This is a genomic window from Kosmotoga olearia TBF 19.5.1 (genome assembly GCF_000023325.1).
Classification (GTDB): Bacteria; Thermotogota; Thermotogae; order Petrotogales; family Kosmotogaceae; genus Kosmotoga; species Kosmotoga olearia.
Genome location: NC_012785.1, coordinates 1018084 through 1038732, shown reverse-complemented (window position 1 = coordinate 1038732; position 20649 = coordinate 1018084). Strand labels below are relative to the sequence as shown.

At 41.2% G+C, this 20649-nt stretch carries 22 protein-coding genes; 14 read left to right on the top strand and 8 right to left on the bottom strand.

Translation table 11 applies throughout. From position 1 onward, the window contains the following. Positions 1-6 precede the first annotated feature (6 nt). From KOLE_RS04960 to KOLE_RS04925, 8 genes are all read left to right on the top strand, one after another. Positions 7-1107 (top strand): ABC transporter ATP-binding protein, encoded by a 1101-nt coding sequence (locus KOLE_RS04960; protein ID WP_015868353.1) that lies wholly within the window; start codon positions 7-9, stop codon positions 1105-1107. A 48-nt stretch (positions 1108-1155) separates the two neighbouring features. Then, a complete protein-coding gene (locus KOLE_RS04955) occupies positions 1156-2028 on the top strand; it encodes a sugar phosphate isomerase/epimerase family protein (RefSeq protein ID WP_015868352.1) in 873 nt (290 codons plus the stop codon). 27 nt (positions 2029-2055) lie between these two features. Next, complete coding sequence (locus KOLE_RS04950) at positions 2056-2886, top strand: PfkB family carbohydrate kinase (RefSeq protein ID WP_015868351.1); 831 nt, start codon at positions 2056-2058, stop codon at positions 2884-2886. Positions 2887-2915: 29 nt separating this feature from the next. Further along, the gene (locus tag KOLE_RS04945) at positions 2916-3791 is read left to right on the top strand and encodes a DUF6454 family protein (protein WP_015868350.1); all 876 of its coding nucleotides are present in this window, start codon (positions 2916-2918) and stop codon (positions 3789-3791) included. Between the two features lie 22 nt (positions 3792-3813). Beyond that, on the top strand, positions 3814-4860 hold the full coding sequence (locus KOLE_RS04940; RefSeq protein WP_015868349.1) for a glycoside hydrolase family 130 protein: 1047 nt from the start codon (positions 3814-3816) through the stop codon (positions 4858-4860). A 151-nt stretch (positions 4861-5011) separates the two neighbouring features. Continuing rightward, positions 5012-5377 carry an aminopeptidase P family N-terminal domain-containing protein gene (locus KOLE_RS04935; RefSeq protein WP_015868348.1) on the top strand — a complete coding sequence of 122 codons (366 nt, stop codon included), beginning with the start codon at positions 5012-5014 and terminating at the stop codon, positions 5375-5377. A 158-nt stretch (positions 5378-5535) separates the two neighbouring features. Next, positions 5536-6693 (top strand): M24 family metallopeptidase, encoded by a 1158-nt coding sequence (locus KOLE_RS04930; protein ID WP_015868347.1) that lies wholly within the window; start codon positions 5536-5538, stop codon positions 6691-6693. Positions 6694-6711: 18 nt separating this feature from the next. Further along, a complete protein-coding gene (locus tag KOLE_RS04925; RefSeq protein WP_015868346.1) occupies positions 6712-7638 on the top strand; it encodes an alpha/beta hydrolase family protein in 927 nt (308 codons plus the stop codon). Between the two features lie 629 nt (positions 7639-8267). Here the strand turns inward: KOLE_RS04925 and KOLE_RS04920 are convergent. The 7 genes from KOLE_RS04920 to KOLE_RS11350 all read right to left on the bottom strand — a co-directional run bounded on the left by KOLE_RS04920 (position 8268) and on the right by KOLE_RS11350 (position 15208). Next, complete coding sequence (locus tag KOLE_RS04920; protein WP_015868345.1) at positions 8268-10298, bottom strand: vWA domain-containing protein; 2031 nt, start codon at positions 10296-10298, stop codon at positions 8268-8270. 54 nt (positions 10299-10352) lie between these two features. Next, positions 10353-10634 carry a CPF_0552 family protein gene (locus KOLE_RS04915; protein ID WP_015868344.1) on the bottom strand — a complete coding sequence of 94 codons (282 nt, stop codon included), beginning with the start codon at positions 10632-10634 and terminating at the stop codon, positions 10353-10355. A gap of 183 nt (positions 10635-10817) precedes the next feature. Beyond that, positions 10818-12044 (bottom strand): beta-ketoacyl-ACP synthase II, encoded by a 1227-nt coding sequence (gene fabF / locus KOLE_RS04910; RefSeq protein WP_015868343.1) that lies wholly within the window; start codon positions 12042-12044, stop codon positions 10818-10820. Positions 12045-12049: 5 nt separating this feature from the next. After that, positions 12050-12280 (bottom strand): acyl carrier protein, encoded by a 231-nt coding sequence (gene acpP, locus KOLE_RS04905; RefSeq protein WP_015868342.1) that lies wholly within the window; start codon positions 12278-12280, stop codon positions 12050-12052. A gap of 101 nt (positions 12281-12381) precedes the next feature. Continuing rightward, positions 12382-13314 carry an ACP S-malonyltransferase gene (gene fabD, locus KOLE_RS04900; protein ID WP_015868341.1) on the bottom strand — a complete coding sequence of 311 codons (933 nt, stop codon included), beginning with the start codon at positions 13312-13314 and terminating at the stop codon, positions 12382-12384. Further along, positions 13311-14267: an enoyl-[acyl-carrier-protein] reductase FabK gene (gene fabK / locus KOLE_RS04895; RefSeq protein WP_041288660.1), complete on the bottom strand. Its 957-nt coding sequence runs from the start codon at positions 14265-14267 to the stop codon at positions 13311-13313. The genes fabD and fabK overlap by 4 nt, the downstream gene beginning before the upstream one ends. Further along, positions 14228-15208, bottom strand: a complete 981-nt coding sequence (locus KOLE_RS11350) for a 3-oxoacyl-ACP synthase III family protein (protein WP_015868339.1) — start codon at positions 15206-15208, stop codon at positions 14228-14230. Before KOLE_RS11350 ends, fabK begins: the two co-directional genes overlap by 40 nt. Before the next feature lie 184 nt (positions 15209-15392). Here KOLE_RS11350 and fabZ point away from each other — a divergent pair, with 184 nt between their 5' ends. Next, entirely contained in the window at positions 15393-15812 is a 420-nt protein-coding gene (gene fabZ / locus KOLE_RS04885) for a 3-hydroxyacyl-ACP dehydratase FabZ (RefSeq protein ID WP_015868338.1), read from the top strand. A gap of 19 nt (positions 15813-15831) precedes the next feature. Here the strand turns inward: fabZ and KOLE_RS04880 are convergent, their stop codons facing one another. Then, a complete protein-coding gene (locus KOLE_RS04880) occupies positions 15832-16434 on the bottom strand; it encodes a class I SAM-dependent methyltransferase (protein WP_015868337.1) in 603 nt (200 codons plus the stop codon). Positions 16435-16646: 212 nt separating this feature from the next. Here KOLE_RS04880 and kal point away from each other — a divergent pair, with 212 nt between their 5' ends. From kal to KOLE_RS04855, 5 genes are read left to right on the top strand one after another with little or no spacing between them, the layout of a single operon-like run. Then, positions 16647-17039 carry a 3-aminobutyryl-CoA ammonia lyase gene (kal, locus tag KOLE_RS04875; RefSeq protein WP_015868336.1) on the top strand — a complete coding sequence of 131 codons (393 nt, stop codon included), beginning with the start codon at positions 16647-16649 and terminating at the stop codon, positions 17037-17039. Continuing rightward, positions 17011-17856, top strand: a complete 846-nt coding sequence (gene kce / locus KOLE_RS04870; protein ID WP_235599712.1) for a 3-keto-5-aminohexanoate cleavage enzyme — start codon at positions 17011-17013, stop codon at positions 17854-17856. The genes kal and kce overlap by 29 nt, the downstream gene beginning before the upstream one ends. A 5-nt stretch (positions 17857-17861) precedes the next feature. Continuing rightward, a complete protein-coding gene (gene kdd, locus KOLE_RS04865) occupies positions 17862-18896 on the top strand; it encodes an L-erythro-3,5-diaminohexanoate dehydrogenase (RefSeq protein WP_015868334.1) in 1035 nt (344 codons plus the stop codon). Between the two features lie 57 nt (positions 18897-18953). Beyond that, positions 18954-20234: a lysine 2,3-aminomutase gene (gene kamA, locus KOLE_RS04860; protein ID WP_015868333.1), complete on the top strand. Its 1281-nt coding sequence runs from the start codon at positions 18954-18956 to the stop codon at positions 20232-20234. Beyond that, entirely contained in the window at positions 20218-20637 is a 420-nt protein-coding gene (locus KOLE_RS04855) for a MaoC family dehydratase (RefSeq protein WP_015868332.1), read from the top strand. The genes kamA and KOLE_RS04855 overlap by 17 nt, the downstream gene beginning before the upstream one ends. The last annotated feature ends 12 nt before the right edge of the window (positions 20638-20649 follow it).

Sequence of the window (20649 nt, the reverse complement as noted above, 5' to 3'; positions counted from 1 at the left end):
GAGTTTATGGCACGTATCGTTCTTAAAGATCTCCACAAACATTTTGGAAAAGTTAGAGCTGTTGATGGAATAAACCTTGATGTTGAAGATGGGGAATTCACAGTGTTTCTGGGTCCATCTGGTTGTGGTAAAACAACAACCCTGTTAATGCTCGCTGGAATTTACAAACCAACAAAGGGTGAGATCTTTTTCGATGGTTATTTAATGAACGATGTACCTCCAAAAGATCGGGAAATTGGGATGGTTTTTCAAAGTTATGCCCTCTATCCACATATGACTCTGTACGATAACATAGCGTTCCCACTGAGAGCAATGAAAGTTAAAAAGGATGAAATCGATCGTCGAGTTAAAGAAGTAACCAAAAATCTTGACATAGGAAAACTTTTAGACAGGAAACCTCACCAAATTTCTGGAGGACAGCAGCAAAGGGTCGCTATTGCACGCGCGTTGATTAAAAGGCCAAAAATCCTTCTCTTTGATGAACCACTCTCTAACCTCGACGCAGCTTTAAGAGCCTATATGCGTGCGGAGATTAAGAAACTTCAGCATGATCTTGGAATCACCACCGTTTACGTTACCCATGACCAGGTTGAAGCAATGACCATGGCCGATAGAATTGCTGTCTTCTCCACGGGAAAGATTCAACAGTACGATACTCCGGAGAATATTTATAACAAACCTGCCAACGTTTTTGTAGCAAAATTTGTGGGAACACCCGCTATGAATATCATAGATGCAACGGTAATTCTGGAAAACGGCAGCTTCTACGTTGTAAACGGCAGTATAAAGCTCAAAACAAGAAAAGAACGAGCAGAAAAACTTGAAAAACTCATCGGCAAGAAATTGAAGTTTGGAATTCGTCCTGAGCATATCAAACTGTCCCCAAAACCACTGGACGAAAATTCGATCAAAGCCGTTGTCTACATATTGGAACCTCTGGGAAGAGAGATCATCTACAACATCAAAATTGGAGACGTGATCTTCAAAGTACTTACTGAAGAACGTATGGATCTGCATCCCGGTGATCAAATATATATGAATATCAGTCTCGATAATTATCACCTTTTCGATGCGGAAACAGGGGAATCCATTTTCTTTAAGTCCTGAGGCTATATAAAAAACAACCACAAACGTTTTTGGAGGACTGATTTTGAGATGATCAAAGGGATAGGTATAAATGTGGACACTAAAAGGATTAATGGATCAATCGCGAGGTTTGAAAATGAACTGGCATTTTTTCAGTCCGTAGGTTTCGATTATGTTGAACTTCCACCTGCTGGCCTCGATGTAATTTACTGGGGTAAGATACGAAGCAAACAGGTGGAACGAATTAAAAAGATACTATCCAGATTCAAGTTTCGATACACCGTTCACACTCCTGATCCAGTGAATTTGAAGGACAAAATGGATGTATCACATCGAGAGGTCATGGAAGCGACTATCGAATTTGCACATGAAGTAGGTGCCGAAGTTATCGTTTATCATCTTGGAGAATTCTATCCCGATTCGGAAATCACCGAAAAAGAACAGGAATCCGCCGAGATTGAAGATCTCAGACAACTCGCCGATATTGCACACAAGTACGGAATACTGATAGGTGCAGAGAATCTTACACAAACCATGTCAGATGTAAATCGGTTTATAGAGCTGGTTGATCATCCAGCTCTGCGGGTCGTTATGGATATTGGGCATCTTTTCCTGGCATGTAATTATTTCAAAGTGGATTTTCTCGAACAAATCGAGATCGGTCTGAAATACGCTGTTGAACTCCATGTTCATGATAATTTCGGCAAGTTGCCCTCTGTTCATTTACGAAACATTTCTAACAATGAATCCTTCAGTTTTACATACGGAATAGGTGACCTTCACCTACCACCCGGCGAAGGAGCTATTCCCTTTGATGAGGTATTCTCACTGATAAAAGCTTCACAATTTGATGGAGTGGTTACAGTAGAAATGAACAGCAAAGATCGTTTTGAAGATGAGTATGCGAAAACTCTCAAATTCCTTCGGGAAAAGCTGATGTAGCATTCGGAAAAGAATGGAGGAATCATCGTGAAAATTTCTTTTGTTGGGCACGTATCAAAGGATATCAATGTTGTTCTGGGTAAGAAAAGTATCGTTCCTGGTGGCGGCGTGTTTTTTGGCAGTATCGCCGTCACCAATCTTGGAGAAAATGCAATGGTTTACACAAAATGTTCTGCCGATGATAGACCTTTATTCAAAACGATGGAAGAAACCGGTGTTGAAGTTCAATTCCTACCAAGTCCTTCTTCCACCAGTATCGAGAATGTTTATCCAACGACAAATCCGGATGACAGATACAGCAGAATACTTTCCCTCGCCGCACCGTTTGAAGCAGAAGAATTAGAGGATCTCAACGAAGAATTTGTACACATAAATCCATTATGGCATGGTGAATTTCCTGAAGAACTCATTCCAGTTATTAGGAAAAAAACAAAATTTTTAGCTGGAGATGCACAGGGCTTTTTGCGAAATATTGAAAATGGTCAGATGGTTTACAGAGACTGGGAGAGAAAAAAAGAATACTTAAAATACTTTGACCTTTTCAAAGTTGACGTGAATGAAGCCAGGATTCTAACAGGCATCGATAATCTCAAAAAAGCCGTAAAAACCATCCAGGAAACAGGGCCTTCAATGGTCATCGCTACCCATTCGGCTGGTGTGTGTGTTTATGATGGTTCAAAATTCTACGAAGCTCCTTTTGGGGAATGGAAGCTAGAAGGAAGAACAGGTAGAGGCGATACCTGCACAGCGGCTTTTATTGTTGGCTATGCAAAGTTTGATATCGCTACTGCAACTAAATTTGCAGCCAGAATTACCACCGAAAAAATGCAATATCCGGGTCCTTATAGAAAAACTTAAGTACTCAAAAAGAGGAGGAGATTTAAGTAATGAGCAGGGGTTCAGATTCATCACTTGGATTCCCCATTCTCAGTGCGTCAAATCTTAAACCACTTGGTAATGTTGAACTCCCTTTTATAACTTACCATGTTCAAGGGCTGGCAGTTACTGACGAGCATTACTATCTCAGTTCCGTTGATGAAATACACAACAAAGGGTGGCTCTGGAAAATCGACAGATCCTCTCTTGAAATTGTGAAAGTCCTGGACTTAACAAATGAAAATGCTATCGGTGAACTCACAATACATGTTGGTGGCATATACCATGATGGAAATTATCTCTGGGCCCCTGCCGCTGGTTACAGACGAGAATCACCAACCATAATATTCAAAATAGATCCTGAAACCATGGAGATAGCTGACAAAATAAACTTCGGTGATCATATAGGTGCCGTGGCTTCCAATGGCAAGGACAGACTCTATCTTGCCAACTGGGATTCTTTGTACATATATATCACTGATCTCTCAGGGAAAGTAATCAAAAAAATATTGAATCCCGGTATCACACAGAAAATGGGGTACATATGCGCTTATCAGGACATTCATTATGATTTTGAAAGTGGACTGTTATTGTGCAATGGTGATACACGAAAACCCTATAAAGATCCTGATGGATACATATTCGGTTATCCTTACTTCCATGGATATGACGATATCTTTGGAATGGTTGATTGGCTGGATCTGGAAACCGGAAAAGTAGTGAAAAGAGTTGAAACAGGCTTTACCAGTTGCAAGACTGACAGAAACACACTATCCCGCGAAGGTTTTTCATATCACAAAGATGTGATGTATTTCGCTCCTGAGGATAACATTACTACCATATACATGTTCAAACTCATATCTCCAACCGAACCGTACATTCCTTAAAGAAAGGAGAAGTCAGGAGACAATGATAAACATTGAAGAAAATTTGAAAAGAAAACTTGAAAGCTGTGCAGCTGGTATAAGAAACCAGAGATCAAGCAATGTTTTTGAAGAAAGGTACTACATAGGTCCAGAAGATTTGTACGTGAAAAACTACATAAGGTCAAAGCCTATCGCTGTTTTTAACCCCGGAGCACTGGAAAAAAATGGAATGCTCCACGTTTTTCCAAGACTGATATTCGACTACTATAAATACACCTCAAGCGTGGGAGCAATCTCACTGGATATTGAGAAAGTGATAAAAGGCAAGATAAACCAGCCAATAGAAACAGAGATAATTCTGTGGCCACAACATTTGTGGGAGTTCCTTGGGTGTGAAGATGCGAGAGTTTCCTTAAATGATGATAATTTGTACATGCTCTACACAGGTAAAGGGTACTTCTACGGTGAAAACAACAAGTTAACCAGGCGAGATGTTCTTGGCTTTGCGGAGTTCACAGATACATACGAGCTAAAAAGAAGAGGATATTTTAAAATAAGCAACGGTAATGAAGATTTCTTTCCGGTATCTAACAAAGACAGCGCTTTTATAAACATCGATGGAAATGACGCAACAATGCTCATCAGAATAGAGGTTCAGGACACACTTGCGTGTTGGCGTGCCAGAGCAGATATGGAAACACTGACACTGAATGCGGAGAGTATAGAACCCGTACTGTTACCAGAAAAATGGGAGCATAAAGTTGGTTGGTCAACAAACACAGTAAAGATATCCGACAACGAATATCTGGTTGGATGGCACGCTGTGCTGAAAGATAATTTGTCCTACAAAAACGGACTTGCCCTTGTAGATAAAGATGGTAAGCTTCTGGCAATCAGCGATTACCTGCTTTTTCCCACCGGCCTAAATGAAGAGTATGGAGATAGAGCTATGGTCATCTTCGGTGATGGATTGGTTTTATATAATGACTATCTCCTGTGGATCGGTGGGGTAAGTGATTATTGCATAGGGATATTCATTGCCAGGCTGGAAGATGTTATGAAAGAATTAAAACCTTACAGTAACCATTGATGTTTGAAGGAACAACAATAAAAATCGACTACCCCATTTTTTGATATAGAGTAGTCGATTTTTATTATGATCTCATATACGTAGTTCTCAAATGAATACTGTAGAATAAGAAATACAAGAGTTTCCACCTGCAAAATTAACATAAAGGAACATGACAATCATAATACCAACGACAAATATTTGGGGTTTTCCTGAAAAAGAGGGTGAAAAGGTGCTTTTCCCACAACGGGTTGAACAGCTAAAAAATTTCATCACTAATGAAGGAGCCGAAGGGCTACTTATCAGTCGATGTGATAACTTTTCATGGTTTACCTTCGGGGGCAGAAACCATATTACCCTGAACACAGTAGAGGGCGTAGCCAGTATTCTGTTAACTAGGGAAAAGATATACCTTTTCGTCGACAATATAGAAAAAGAACGGCTGAGAAAGGAAGAAATAGCCCCTGAGATATGGAAAGAACTGGAAGTGATCGAATACGATTGGTGGAAGAGTGAAAGAACCGCTATTATGCCTTAACCATTGATGTTTGAAGGAACAACAATAAAAATCGACTACCCCATTTTTTGAGATAGAGTAGTCGATTTTTATTATGATCTCATATACGTAGTTCTCAAATGAATACTGTAGAATAAGAAATACAAGAGTTTCCACCTGCAAAATTAACATAAAGGAACATGACAATCATAATACCAACGACAAATATTTGGGGTTTTCCTGAAAAAGAGGGTGAAAAGGTGCTTTTCCCACAACGGGTTGAACAGCTAAGAAATTTCATCACTAATGAAGGAGCCGAAGGGCTACTTATCAGTCGATGTGATAACTTTTCATGGTTTACCTTCGGGGGCAGAAACCATATTACCCTGAACTCAGTAGAGGGCGTAGCCAGTATTCTGTTAACTAGAGAAAAAATATACCTTTTCGTCGACAATATAGAAAAAGAACGGCTGAGAAAGGAAGAAATAGCCCCTGAGATATGGAAAGAACTGGAAGTGATCGAATATGATTGGTGGAAGAGTGAAAGAACCGCTATTATGCCTTTTCTGGAAGACAAAAAAATTTTGTCAGATACGGGTCGATACGGTACAATCAATGTCGCGTCTAAAATTGATCCCTTCAGATATGTTCTCACAAAGCCTGAGATAGAAACTTACCGGGAATTGGGCAGAATTTGTGATCATATAATGAACCGGGAAATAAGAAAACTATCTCCAGATGTTACAGAACTGGAAGTTCAGGGACGCTTTTATCATAGTCTCGCTGCCGAAGGAATTGAACCTTTGCTGACCATCGTTTTTGGTGATGAAAGTGCTCTTCTCTATCGCCATAATCTCTCAAGAAAGGTTCCTCTCGGAAAAAAGGCCTTTGTCAGTATCTGCGCAAGAAAAAAAGGGCTTGTACTTTCTTGCACTCGTTCGATCATGTTTGAAAAGAACAAAAAATACATAAAACAGCACCTGGATAATTGCTATGTTGATGCCGTTGCTATCGCCAATTCCATACCCGGAACAAAACTTTCACAGCTTTCTGATATGCTAAAACAGGCCTATGCTAAAGTGGGAAAACCGGAAGAATGGAAGTTACACCATCAGGGGGGATTGGCAGGATACAATCCTCGTGAACTGATAGCCACCAAAGATATAGACTACCCCCTGAGGCCAGGAAATGTTGTAGCCTGGAATCCAACCATCACCGGAACTAAATCAGAAGATACTATCCTGGTTGGAGAAAATGATGTAGAGCTACTTTCTTATCCCGAAAAAAGTGAATGGCCCTCACTTACCTTTGAAATCTATGGAAAAGTTATACGTCGACCGAATATCTTATTGTTATAAACCAAAGGAGAGTATCTCATGAGTACAAAAGAAGAACTGTTTGCTTTAAGGTTTGGAAGAAAAATAAACATCATTCAAGATGAAAAAATAGAGAACGTACATAGATTTATCCTGAAATCCAATTACAATTCGGGTTATCCGGAGAATGACAGAATACCTCTGAGTGTTTACGAAGGCGGTAACAGAGGAACCGTTCTTTTTATACACGGCACAGGTCATCGAAATCTAAAATACCTAAAATGGTTTCCTCAAACTTTCCCAAACTATGGATTCACCGGTGCTTTGATGATTCTTCCGTATCACTTCGCCAGAACCCCGGCCGGCTACAAATCCGGAGAATTGTTTTTAGACCCAAGAACGGATCCTTTGAGAGACCGCTTCGAAAACGCCGTTGTCGATGCTTTAACCTGTATAGAGTTTATTAAGTCCAGGTATCCATCTCCCATATACCTTATGGGTTACAGTTTCGGAGGATTTATCTCGACAATATCCGCAGCACTCGAACCCTCGGTAAAAAAGCTGTCTCTGGTCGTTACCGGTGGAAATTTCTATCACATCACCTGGAAGAGTTTCGCCACCAGGGTTTTGAGAATACGTTATGAAGAAGACCAAACATGTAACCCTGAAAAATGCTTGAATTATCACTCGGAAATCTATCAGGAATATCTCAGCAAACTCAAAGGACCCGGTATTCCCTTTAATAGTGCTCCTATATCCTGTCTGGAATACGATCCCTTAACATATGCACGTTTTGTAAAACAACCAGTGCTGCTGTTGGGTGCAAAATTTGATATTTTCATTCCAAAAGAATCTACCCTCCAGCTTTTCAAAACTCTGCCGAATGCACGACTGAAATGGATCCCTTCCGGTCATCTCAGTTCAATTCTCTTCAAGAAACGCATAATAAAAGACTCTGTCAGCTTCTTTATGGATGATTTTTCGTGAGAAACCAGTTTCCTGTTTTCGGAATCACATTTCGGAGTTTTCTACATTTTTTCGACTTTTCATGTAGAAAATCTTCTATAAAACTTCCATTTTTGGCTTCCATAGAGACTTTAGATTTATGTTCAAAACTTTTCTGCACAAAATTATTTTCTAGAGCCGATTTTAGACGTTATGATGCTCACGTGCTCTAAGTTTTGAACATAACGATATTTGTTTCTTTCCAGGAACTGGGTACAAAATCTCCGAAACACTTATGAAAAGCTGTTTTCGAAAGAAAAAGTTTTGAACATAGAGCTTTTTTACACCAGAAGAGATTTACAGGCTTTTTCTACATAATATGTTCAAAACTCAAGAGTTTTCTACATGGTAGGTAAATTAATTTCAACCGAATTTTCAGAAGTTTTGAACACGGTTTTGAACACCTATATTACTACTATTACTATATAAGTAATAAGTAATAGAAAGACAAAAACACAGAGATTTAACTAAAATTCCCACAGCTATCTCTCAACCATGATAACTAATAAAAAAATGGTTCCCATTATCCACAAACAGGAACCATCCAAAATATATTAAACATATAAAGAAAGCTCTAGAAAAAACTCCCGGAGTAACAACCAATATAACTTTTAATCATAGGGCGATTTGTCACTTACCAAAACAACTACCTCAGCAACCTTCTTAACGCTTCCGTCAGAAACAATCACAAAGACGCTATAATATCCCGGAACATCCGGCGCTACCCACTTTGCAGTATTATTCCTAAATTCAACGAAGGTACCTGATTCGGCACTCCAGTTGAAAACCAATCCATCCTCCGGATATGTAAGACACCTCAAGGTGACGATTCCACCCGGTTCAACAACAAAAGGTTTGGCTGTGAAGGAATTGATCTCAAAGTCACTAACAACTGCTGTTGGGGTGGTTTGAGAACTTGTAACCAGTTCCGGAGAAAGATAAACCTTTGAATCCCAGGTAAGTCCATAGCTAACAATTACTTCCCTTTCCGTATTGGGTTCGAGATTCGAAGTCGTGTAATGGATATCATACTGCCTCGTAATCTGTTTTGCCACAAATTTTATGAGTTCACCAAAAGATTTTGCTGAGTGAATATCAAGAAGTTGACCAGGAATATCTTCTGACAACCTCACAAATTCTTCTTTGTTAGAGGGAACAACCAGGATCAGCGTTGCACCACTTGCAAGAATTTTCTTACGTGTCTCCTCAATTGTTGTACTAGAAAATTTCGTGCCATCTCCTTCAATATGAGGAGAAGCATCTGTTATAAGGATCAAAATCTTTTGGGAGTTATCAAGAAAATTCATGTTCAAAGCTTCATTAAGTGCGTCGAGGGAAATCTCCGGTACATCTCCACCACCGTCAGCAGTTTGACTCTGAAGCAATCTCCTTATTTTTTCAAAGCTTGGGGTTAAATCCGCGGTTAAACGTATCTCATCACCAAAGGTAACCAACCCAACCCTAGCAAGAACACCGTAATTCTCAAGAATATTCGAAAACTCTATAAGGTTTTCAACCATTCCGTTGAGTTCCTGCGTCATACTTCCCGTAGTATCCAAAACAAAAACAACATCAACGAAATTGACCAGTTTTTCAGAAACCAATCGGGGTTCAGTTGTCCCAACAGGAATCCCATCTTCAAAAACATTTATATTCTCTAGAATGTACTTATCGGTACTCTCTATAATCACCTTTACGTCTATATCCGGGAATGAGTTCTTATTTATCTCCAGTATAGAAAGTTTGACATCACTTCTTTCTGGAATCATGTAATTTACTGAAACCTGCGAACCGGTAAGCATATTTTTAAGGATGAGCTGGTTAGGTTCCGAAAAAGTCACAAGAGGATAGCTCAAAGGGGAAATATAAGTAACAGTGGAATAATATTCAGCGAAGGTAAATAACCTCTTCAAGGCCTCCTCAAAAAATTCGCTTTTAAAACTTAAAACCTGTCCACCACTGAGTTTAGCAAGTTCTTCATAAACCGGATCGGGATCATAACGAAGCGTAAAAACTGTCAAATTTCGTTTGATTATATTTTCAACCAGCTTCGGCTTCGCAACCTCGTTGAGTTTGTTCTGGGTTGTGTCTTCATCAGTGAGAAGGATCAGGATTTTCGAAGCATCTTTCCTGAAATCGTAATTTGATGCGATCCAGAGAGCATGTATCTGGCACTCATCTTTGCCACCGGGATACTGTATCGTTTCTTTTAAACGTTCAATGGTTTTCTCAGGTGAGCTTGTAAACCGACTCCCGCCGGTAACAACAAACTCTTTATTTACCTCTGTGCCAAATCCAAGAACGGCAAATCTTGCATCGTAACCGTTCTCGTGAAGCAACCTTACCAGATCCCCTAGTTTTTCTATAACAATCTGCACTTTATCATACATTGTACCCGAATTATCAACGACAAAAACGATGTCAACCGGTTTCTTCTTTTCCTGTGCTTCTGTCTTTATAGAGATTATTTCAGCTGTGGATCCCGCTTCCATAATTTCTATTTCCTCAAGCTCTAATTTCTCACCACTTACAAAAAGAGTAACCTCAGGAAATTTAGAAGAATCAACCTGATGAATCACCAACTGCGAAAATAAAGGGTACGATAAAAACAATAGCAGTAGGATGCTAACAATTTTTCTCATAAACATTCCTCCTCTTGTGAGGTACAACAATGCTATTAGACCTGTTCTCAAACTTTACCTATTTTCTTCAAATGACAGATCCATATATTTTGCAGAGACACCATCGAGGAGGTTGAGCTTTCTACAGAGTTCCTCATGCTGCTCGGAATTTCCAACCAGTTCGAGAATAATTAAACCTACGTCAGAGCAATTATCCAGAACCCCGTCGTGTAAACCAAGTCTGGTTTTAATCAGGCATCCCCAACCTGTTAATAGTTTTTGTACCTTCTCGGCAACATTTTTTCTGTTATCGACAATAATAGCCATGACAGTCTTTATTGGAAGTTTTTCTCCCATGAAATCCCCTCCTTTATTTAGTGGTTAACTCAATTATAGTATATTTCGCTTTCAGGAAGATACGTACTTTGAGAGCTGTTATCAAGAAACCATTTCATTGAGTACTTGCCTTGACGAAAGGAAAGAATGAGAGGATTCTTTAGGAATAAAAAGAGACCGACCGGAGAATTCCGGTCAGCCTTTTCAGATCCTTTTGAAGAGTACTGAAGCGTTATGCCCACCAAATCCAAATGAGTTACTCAGAGCACAGCGTATTTTCTTTTTAACAGCGGTATTTGGGGTATAGTTTAAATCACATTCCGGATCCGGGGTTTTTAGGTTTATGGTAGGTGGAACGGTTTCATTTATTATGGCGAGTACCGTCGCTACTGCCTCAAGCGCTCCGGCGGCACCCAGAGCATGGCCATGCATGGACTTTGTAGAACTTATATTGAGATCTTTTCTCTTCCCAAAGACCTTTTTGATTGCTCTGGTTTCTGTTTTATCGTTTAATGGAGTTGAGGTTCCATGAGCGTTTATGTAGTCTACTTCTTCAGGATTCACTTTCGCACTTTCAAGTGCGAGTCTCATAGCCATAGCCGCTGAAGTACCCTCCAAATCTGGAGCTGTCATGTGATTGGCATCATCTGTGGCACCATAACCAGCTATCTCTGCGTAGATTTTTGCACCTCTTTTTTTGGCGTGTTCGTATTCTTCGAGTACAAGCGTTGCTGAGCCTTCTGCTATGATAAAACCATCGCGATTAGCATCAAATGGTCGGCATGCTTCGTCGGGTGGTTTGGTAGAAAGTGCGGTCATTGAGCCAAATCCTGCAAATGCAAGAGGAGTGATCGTGGATTCCGCACCTCCCGTCAGTGCTACATCCAGTATGCCGTCTCGAATCATTCTGTAGGCTTCACCAATAGCGTTGGTACTTGATGCGCAGGCAGTGGTAACCGTTATATTAACCCCTTTGAAGCCAAATTTTATTGCGAGGGTTCCTGAGGCCATATTTGAAATAGTCATTGGTATGAAGAATGGACTCACTCTTCTTGGCCCTTTGTTCAACAATACTTTGTGTTGCTCTTCGATCAGGTCAAGAGCCCCCATACCAACGCCATAAACAACCCCGGAGCGATATGGTGGGATTTCATCAGGATTTAATCCACTGTCTTCAATAGCCTGCGTAGCGCTTGCCACCGCAAGTTGAATGAATCTGGAGGTTCGTCTGGCTTCTTTGCGATCCATGTATTGGGTAGGATCAAAGTTCTTAACTTCTCCGGCTACTTTTGAATGATATTCTGATGCATCAAAGGCTTTAACCCAATCTATCCCGGAAATGCCGTTCTCCAGAGAGTTCCAGAATTCCGGTACGTTGTTTCCGATCGGGCTAACGATGCCTAGCCCGGTAACTACAACTCTTCTCCCCATTTTATTTATTCCACCCCCAGTTTTTTCAGGTACTCAACGGCGTCTTTGACGGTTTTCAGTGCTCCTGCCTCTTCATCGCTTATCTGTACGCCGAATTCATCCTCAAGTTTCATGACGAGATCGACAAGATCCAGGGAGTCAGCACCGAGATCTTCCACGAACCTTGAATCCAGTTTGACCTCCTCCTTGTCAACTCCAAGGTGCTCCGCAATAACAGAAATTACTTTTTCTTCCATTTTTTTCAGCTCCTTTCTTAAGAAGTTTTATGATTTTATGGGGCTATCCACTATCTGTTGTGTACATCTGAACTGTGATATGTAAAACATTACTGCTAAACTTATGTATCCGCCAGTTCTCTGGCCAATTCTTCTAAGTCAGTTCCATCAGTGGATTTTGCAAAACTGTTTCTGTTGATTCTTCTCATAAATCCGGTGAGAGTTTTACCGGGACCGATTTCAATGAATTTTTCCACACCCATTCCGAGCATTGTATTGATGGATTGTTCCCATTTCACAGGGCTGTAAGCCTGTAAAGCAACCAGTTCTTTGATTTTTTTCGTATCATCTGGATAGGGTTCAGTGGTTACATTCGAGATGACCGGGATTTTTGGAACGGAAACGTTGATAGTGTTGAGAAAGTCTAAAAGGGTATCTCCAACAGGTTTTAGAAATTTTGTGTGGAAAGGGGCGCTGACTCTGAGCGGAACCACTTTTCTTGCGCCCTCATTTTTGAACCTTTCCACTGCTTTTTCAACAAGTTCTTTAAGACCCGAAATGGTTACCTGGCCCGGGCAGTTGTAATTGGCTACCACGAGATCACCTTCCGGAGAGATTTCATTGCAGATCTCCTCGGCTTTTTTGCTGTCTACGCCAATTACCGCAGCCATGCTTCCGACACCTTCCGGTACCTGTGACTGCATCGCTTTTCCTCTCAAGTGAGCTAGCTTAAGAGCATCTTCGTATGAAAGTACTCCAGAAACAGTCAGGGCGGTGATTTCACCAAGGCTAAAGCCGGCTGTTATGTTACATTTTACTCCCATTTCTTCAAGAACCTGAGCTATTGCGAAACTATGGGCTAAAATGGCAGGTTGAGCATTTTCGGTCAACGTGAGTTGATCCTGAGGTCCTTCAAACATGAGTTTCAATATGTCGAAACCGAGAATATCGTTTGCTTGTTCCAGAATATTCTTTGCTGTTTGATAGCGTTTGTAGAGCTCCTTTCCCATTCCAACGTATTGGCTTCCCTGACCTGCGAATATCCATGCATTCATGCGGTTACACCTCCGTGGAGACTGGCAAGTACGTTATTGGCTTCTTCAATTAAATCAGTGATGATTTCTTTTACGGGTTTTATATCCTTTATCATTCCGGCTATCTGACCTGCCATCACGGAACCTTCAGCTATATCTCCTTCCACAACCGCCCTACGAAGTGATCCGAGGGTCAACTTTTCGATTTCCTCGAAAGAGGCTCCGTTTTTTTCTATTTGTAGAAGCTTTCTTGTGAGTTTGTTTCTCAGAGATCTTACCGGGTGACCGGTACTGAGACCCGTTAGAACGCTATCCATAGGCCCTGCTTTTACTATTCTTTTTTTGTATTCAGTGTGGACTGTACATTCTTGTGAACAAACAAAGCGTGTTCCAATCTGTACTCCTGAAGCTCCGAGACAGAAAGCTGCCGCAACACCACGGCCGTCAGCTATTCCTCCAGCAGCGATGACCGGGATAGAAACAGCATCCACAACCTGTGGAATGAGAACCATTGTTGTTAATTTTCCCACATGTCCACCTGCTTCCATCCCCTCAGCTATGACTGCATCGGCACCAAGGTTTTCCATCCTTTTTGCGAGAGAAGGTGAAGCTACCACGGGAATAACTTTTATACCGGCGTTCTTAAATGTGTCCATGTATTTTCCGGGATTGCCTGCTCCTGTGGTAACAACAGGTATTTTTTGTTGACATACAACTTCTATGAGAGAATCAACGTGAGGAGACAACAACATTATGTTGACCCCGAAAGGTTTATCCGTCATTTCTCGAGTTCTTTTAATCTCTTTTTCAAGTTCTTCTGGAGTTAAGTTTCCTGCCGCTATTATTCCAAGACCACCAGCATTCGAGACAGCGGAGACCAGCTCCGCCGTAGAAACCCAGGCCATTCCTCCCTGTAGAATTGGATATTTTATCCCTAGTAACCTTGAAATACTGTTTCTAAGATGCAACTCCATTCCTCCTTCCCGGTTCTCCACTCAACCAGCAAACTTGTCCATGATAAACCAGCACCGTAACTGGTGAAGAGTATTTTTTGACCCTGCTGTAATTTTCCTTCTCTTGTAGCAAGATCTATTGCTATCGGAATAGAAGCCGACCCGGTATTACCGTAATACGTTAGATGTGAAATGATCTTCTCTTCAGGAATTTGTAGAATTTTGTTTGCGGATTCCAAAATTCTTGAATTTGACTGGTGTGGTATGATGAAATCCAGCTCTTCCGGACCGATTCCGGCCTTTTTGAGTGAGTTCTCTATGGAACGTGTTAGTGCACGAACGGCAAAACGAAATACTTCGGTACCTCGCATTTTGATCTTGCTTGTTGTTCCAGCTTTCAATGAAAGACTGTCTTTCCTTTCCACCATGGTTCCAAGATCGTAGCCGATAATAAAGTCGTTACCAGTGGATTTTTCCAAGAGAAGGGCCCCGGCACCATCACCAAAGATGATAGCGGTATCTCTATCGGAAAAATCGAGATGTTTGCTTAGATGTTCTGAAGCGACAACTAAAGCTGTGTTCAGATTGAATTGTTCCATTGCAGAAGATGCTGTTAAAAGTGCTTGAAGAAAACCAGTGCATCCTGAAACCAGATCGAAAGCAAGCTTGGGTTTTATACCCAATTCTTTGGCAATTGAGGAAGAGAGCGATGGGAAGCTTTCCTCCACAGAAGATGAATGAGCAACAATAAAATCAACATTTTTATCAAAATTCTCGAGAGCTTTCAGAGATGCTTTTACAGCCATAGATAGCAGAGTATCTTCAGTTGCAAATCGTCTTTCTTTGATGCCCGTTCGGCGTTCAATCCACTCTGGAGAAATGTCTAGCATTGTGGCTAATTCCTGGTTCGTAACAACTTTGGGCGGTAAATACGCCCCTGTTCCAATAACATTTATTGACATTTTGATCCCCTCCATAATCTCTGCAACTCGTTTTTGTGAGTGCTCTTAACTCATAGCAACAATATGCCATGCTTTTTAAGCAAAAAAACGTTCGATATTCGGTCGGTACTTCCATATTGAACGTACGAAATCTGGACAGCGCATAATCCACATTTTAATGCTATTATTTTTTTGAGGTGATGTTATGTTGAGAGGAAAAGAATATGTTATGTCGGTACTTCCACACAGGGATCCTTTTCTACTTGTTGATGGTGTAATTGAAGAGCAAGAATCAAAAATAGTGGCGTTCAGGGATATCCGGGAGGACGATCCAGTGTTTAAGGGGCATTTTCCGGATTATCCCATTTATCCCGGCGTTCTAATAATTGAAGGGCTAGCTCAGGCTGCCGGGGTATTGCTTATGAAGGAAGCCCAGGGGACACCGCTTTTTATAGGGATTGAGAAAGCCCGATTTAAGAGAGAGGTGAAACCGGGAGATAGGCTCGTTTACGAGGTTGAATTGGTTCGTGAAAGAATGGGGATAGTGACTGTTGAAGGCAAAGCAAAGGTAGAAGAAAAGGTTGTTACCGTTGCCACGATACTTGTGGGAATGAAGAGGTCTTAAATACAGCTCCTTTTTCCGTTCAGTTTTTCGTGCAGAGTATATATTTGAAAGATCCCCGAAGGTTCTCTACCTTCAAAATAACTAGACCGCTTTTTTCTATGTTTTGCAGAGTTCTACGAGTCATTGATGAACCTACGGTGGGATAAGTTATTACGTTAAACAAATATAACCATAAGTCTTTAAGAGGCTTCCCGGTGAGCATGTGCTCGACAAAGATAGCCTTTCCGCCGGGTTTAAGAACCCTTTCGACCTCTAAAAGAGCTTTTTGTTGGTCTTGAACTGAACAAAAAACATCTATAGATAGGATAGTGTCGAAAAAGTTGTCTGGAAAAGGTAGATTTTCAAGGCGCGAATGGACAAATTTTAAGTTTACGTTTTTCGCTTGTTTTTTTGCTTTTTCCTCTGCAATTTTAAGCATTTTACTGGAAGCATCTATGAGAACGACCTTTGAACTCTCTGGATAATATTTTATGTTGTTCCCTGTGCCAACAGCAAGATCCAGAGTATAACCTTCAATCATGGGAACAAACCTTCTTCTTAGCTTTTCAATCCCAAATTTTTCGAGAGGAAAAAGAAGCAGATCATATATCTTTGCTATTGCGTCATAAGTGAACCCACTCATTATCCCACCAACCTTATAACGATAATATAACAAATATTTGCCCAATAAAAGTTTTGATTGACCTCCTAAAAACGCGCGGATTATGGAACATTATAAGCGAGCATAAAGCATTTAGAGCGTATTTCCTGAATTCTTTTGGCTATAAACGTTTGTTTTTGTAATTGCTGAAATATAAATATACTGAGAAAATATTAAAGTAAGGGGGTATGTGAATGGAAAAAGCGATTATTCGAGTGAGAATGAGTCTACACGATGCTCATTACGGCGGAAACCTTGTGGATGGGGCCAGAATACTGCAACTTTTCGGAGATGTTGCAACTGAGCTTCTTATAAGACATGATGGTGATGAGGGACTTTTCAGAGCTTATGACAACATCGAATTTCTTGCTCCCGTTTATGCGGGCGATTATATCGAAGCAATTGGAGAAATCGTTGAGGTTGGAAGGACCTCGAGAAAAATGGTTTTTGAAGCAAGAAAAGTGATAACCGCAAGACCTGATATTTCCGATTCGGCTGCTGAGGTTTTGGAAGAACCGATAGTAGTTTGTAGAGCTTCCGGAACCTGTGTTGTTCCGCTTGATAAACAGCGAAAGCGAGGTGGTTGATACGCAAAAGCTTATAATTACCGCTGCGGTGACTGGTGCGGAGGTTACCAAGAAACAACAACCCAATCTTCCAATAACACCAGATGAAATAGCTGAAGAAGCGTACAGGTGTTATCTTTCTGGTGCTTCCATTGTGCACGTTCATGCACGCGATCCGGAAGGAAAGCCTACACAGTCACTTGAAATTTATAGAGAGATAAAGGAAAAGATAGAAGCTAAATGTAACATCATCGTGCAGCCATCTACGGGTGGAGCAGTGTGGCACACCGTTGAAGAGAGAATTCAACCACTTTACCTCAACCCAGAAATGGCAACGCTTTCAACAGGAACTTGCAATTTCGGCAAAGATATTTTCGCTAATCCTGAGGAGTATATCGAGCGTTTCGCTTTAGAAATGAAAAAACGTGGTATAAAGCCTGAGATTGAGGTTTTTGAACGCGGAATGATTGAAAATGCTCTCAGATTGGTGAAAAAAGGTATTTTGGAACCTCCTTTGCATTTCGATTTTGTGATGGGAGTACCAGGTGCTATACCAGGAAACATTCAGGACCTTGTTTATCTTGTTAACTGTATTCCTCCAGGTTCCACATGGAGTGTTGCGGGAATCGGACGTTACGAACTGCCATTAGCTGTTCATGCTATTGCTATGGGAGGACACGTGCGAGTTGGGTTTGAAGACAATATTTATTACAGAAAGGGTGAACTCGCTAAATCAAACGCACAGTTAGTAGAAAGGATTGTGAGGATTGCTAAGGAACTTGGTAGAGAGATCGCTACCCCGGATGAAGCAAGAGAAATCCTTGGTATCAGGAGGTAGAAATTGTGAAAAAAGGATGTCCCTTTGGAACTCATAGAGTGATAGAGCCAGTCGGATCGTTGCCCCAAGCAGCATGGAAGATAGACAACACTATGGAGATATACTCCAACGAAATTCTTCTTGATGTCATAACATTAAATGTTGATTCTGCGAGCTTTACCCAGATGAAACAAGCTTGTGGAAACGATCCTGAAAAGATCAAGCAGATGATTTTGGACATAGTCAACGAACGCGGAAAGCTTCAGAACCCTGTGACGGGTTCTGGTGGCATGCTCATTGGAGTGGTCAGAGAGATTGGCCCCGATCTTAAGGATAGAGGCTTAAAGGTTGGTGACAAGGTAGCAACTCTTGTTTCCCTTTCACTCACACCACTCAAAATAGAAAAGATAAAGTCTATAAATCTGAATACTGATCAGGTAGATATAGAAGGTAAAGCTATTCTTTTCGAGAGTGGAATCTACGCTGTACTTCCAGATGATATCCCGGAAAAACTTGCCCTTGCGGTTTTAGATGTTGCTGGAGCACCAGCACAGGTGAACAAGCTGGTCAACCCGGGAATGACCGTTGCCATAATTGGTGGTGGCGGAAAGTCTGGTGTTTTGTGTGCCTATCAGGCGATGAAAAATGCCGGAAAAGACGGAAAAGTAATTGTTATTGAAAAATCCGAACAAAATGCTAAAAGAATTGAAGAACTTGGACTGGCACATCACGTCCTTCAGCTTGACGCCACAAAACCTGTCGAAGTTTTTGAAGAAATCAATAAGCTCACAAATGGTAACTTATGCGATGTAGTTATAAACAATGTCAACGTTGAAGCCACAGAAATGTCTTCTATTCTTATAACCAAAGACGAGGGGATAGTTTATTTCTTCAGCATGGCAACATCATTTACTAGAGCGGCCCTTGGAGCTGAAGGTGTCGGCAAAGATGTGACAATGATAATCGGAAATGGTTACACCAAGGGTCATGCAGAACTCAGTTTGAATATTCTCAGAGAAGCACCGAAAATAAGAGAATTGTTTGAAAGCGTATATGCTTAGAAGAGGGGTTGTTGCAGGGATACACTTATATAAAAAACATAAAGTCGGAGGGGGCGTATGAGAGACTATAAGAAAATACCGCTTTGGAAGGATGTCACAGAAAAGGAGTGGAACGACTGGCGATGGCAGGTACGGAATAGGATCACCACAGTTGAACAGTTAAAACAGGTGATCAATATAACCAAGGAAGAAGAAGAAGGTATCAAAAACTGCCTCAAAACCCTTAGAATGGCTATTACTCCTTACTACGCCACGTTGATGGATCCTGACAATCCAAAATGTCCTATCAGAAGGCAAGCTGTTCCTACTGAAAAGGAACTCATTGTTGACAGATGGGACATGCTTGATCCATTGCACGAAGATGAGGATTCTCCGGTTCCTGGCCTAACTCACAGATATCCTGACCGTGTTCTGCTGTTGATAACCGATCAGTGTTCTATGTATTGCCGTCATTGTACCCGAAGGAGATTTGCCGGCCAGCTGGACAAACCGAGAACCAAAAGGGAAATCGATAAAGCCATTGAGTACATTCGAGAAACTCCGCAGGTGAGGGACGTTTTGCTTTCCGGTGGGGACGCTCTGCTCGTTGATGATTCTGTTTTAGAATACATATTGAAGGAACTCAGGAAAATACCACATGTGGAGATAATAAGGATTGGAAGCAGAACGCCTGTTGTTCTTCCACAAAGAATAACACCAGAACTGGTGAAGATGCTTAAAAAATATCATCCTATTTGGTTGAACACTCATTTTAATCATCCAAAAGAAATTACACCTGAATCCGCAAAAGCCTGTGAAACTCTCGCAAATGCAGGTATACCACTTGGTAACCAGAGCGTTTTGCTTAGAGGTGTCAATGACAGTCCTTACATAATGATGGAACTCGTTCACCAGCTTGTGAAGATAAGGGTCAGGCCTTATTATATTTACCAGTGTGATCTTTCCCAGGGAATAGGTCATTTCCGAACTTCTATCAGAAAAGGTATAGCGATCATGGAATCGTTGATAGGGCATACATCGGGATTCTGTGTTCCTACCTTTGTTGTTGATGCTCCCGGTGGCGGCGGGAAGATCAGGGTGATGCCACAATACGTTGTTTCACAGTCGGATAGAACGGTGGTTCTCAGAAACTATGAAGGAGTAATAACCACCTATCATGAACCGGAAGAAACGGATACCGACGTTGATGATTCTGAATACAGGAAGAAATACGAACTCAAAGGAGTTGCAGCCCTTCTTGACGGTAAGCAGCTCAACATAGAACCGGCTAATCTTGATAGAAAAGAGCGGATCCTCCGCTGGAAAGAAGGGAGGGGAAAGGGTGGCCAGAAAGTATGATGACATAACAGTTGGTAAAGTTTTTGAGAAGAAAAGAAAGGTCACCGACGAGATGATTAGAGAATTCGCGAAGATTACCGGGGATGATAATCCGGTTCACCTCGATGAAGAGTACGCCAGGAGTACGATTTTTGGTGGCAGAATTGCCCATGGAATCCTCATCCTCGGTCTTGTTTCGGCGGTTCTTGGAAGAGATTTCCCGGGGCCAGGTACGATATATCTCAAGCAGGATGCAAAATTCAAACGGCCTGTCTATCTTGATGAAGAAATCACCATTCGGGTAGAAGTTCTTGAAAAGATAACCGGGAAATCAAGAATAAGATTGTCGACGCAGGTGATCAAAAGCAACGGAGAAATCGCCGTTGATGGCGAAGCGCTGGTTATGTTCAGGGATGAATCTTAGTTTCTTTTAAGA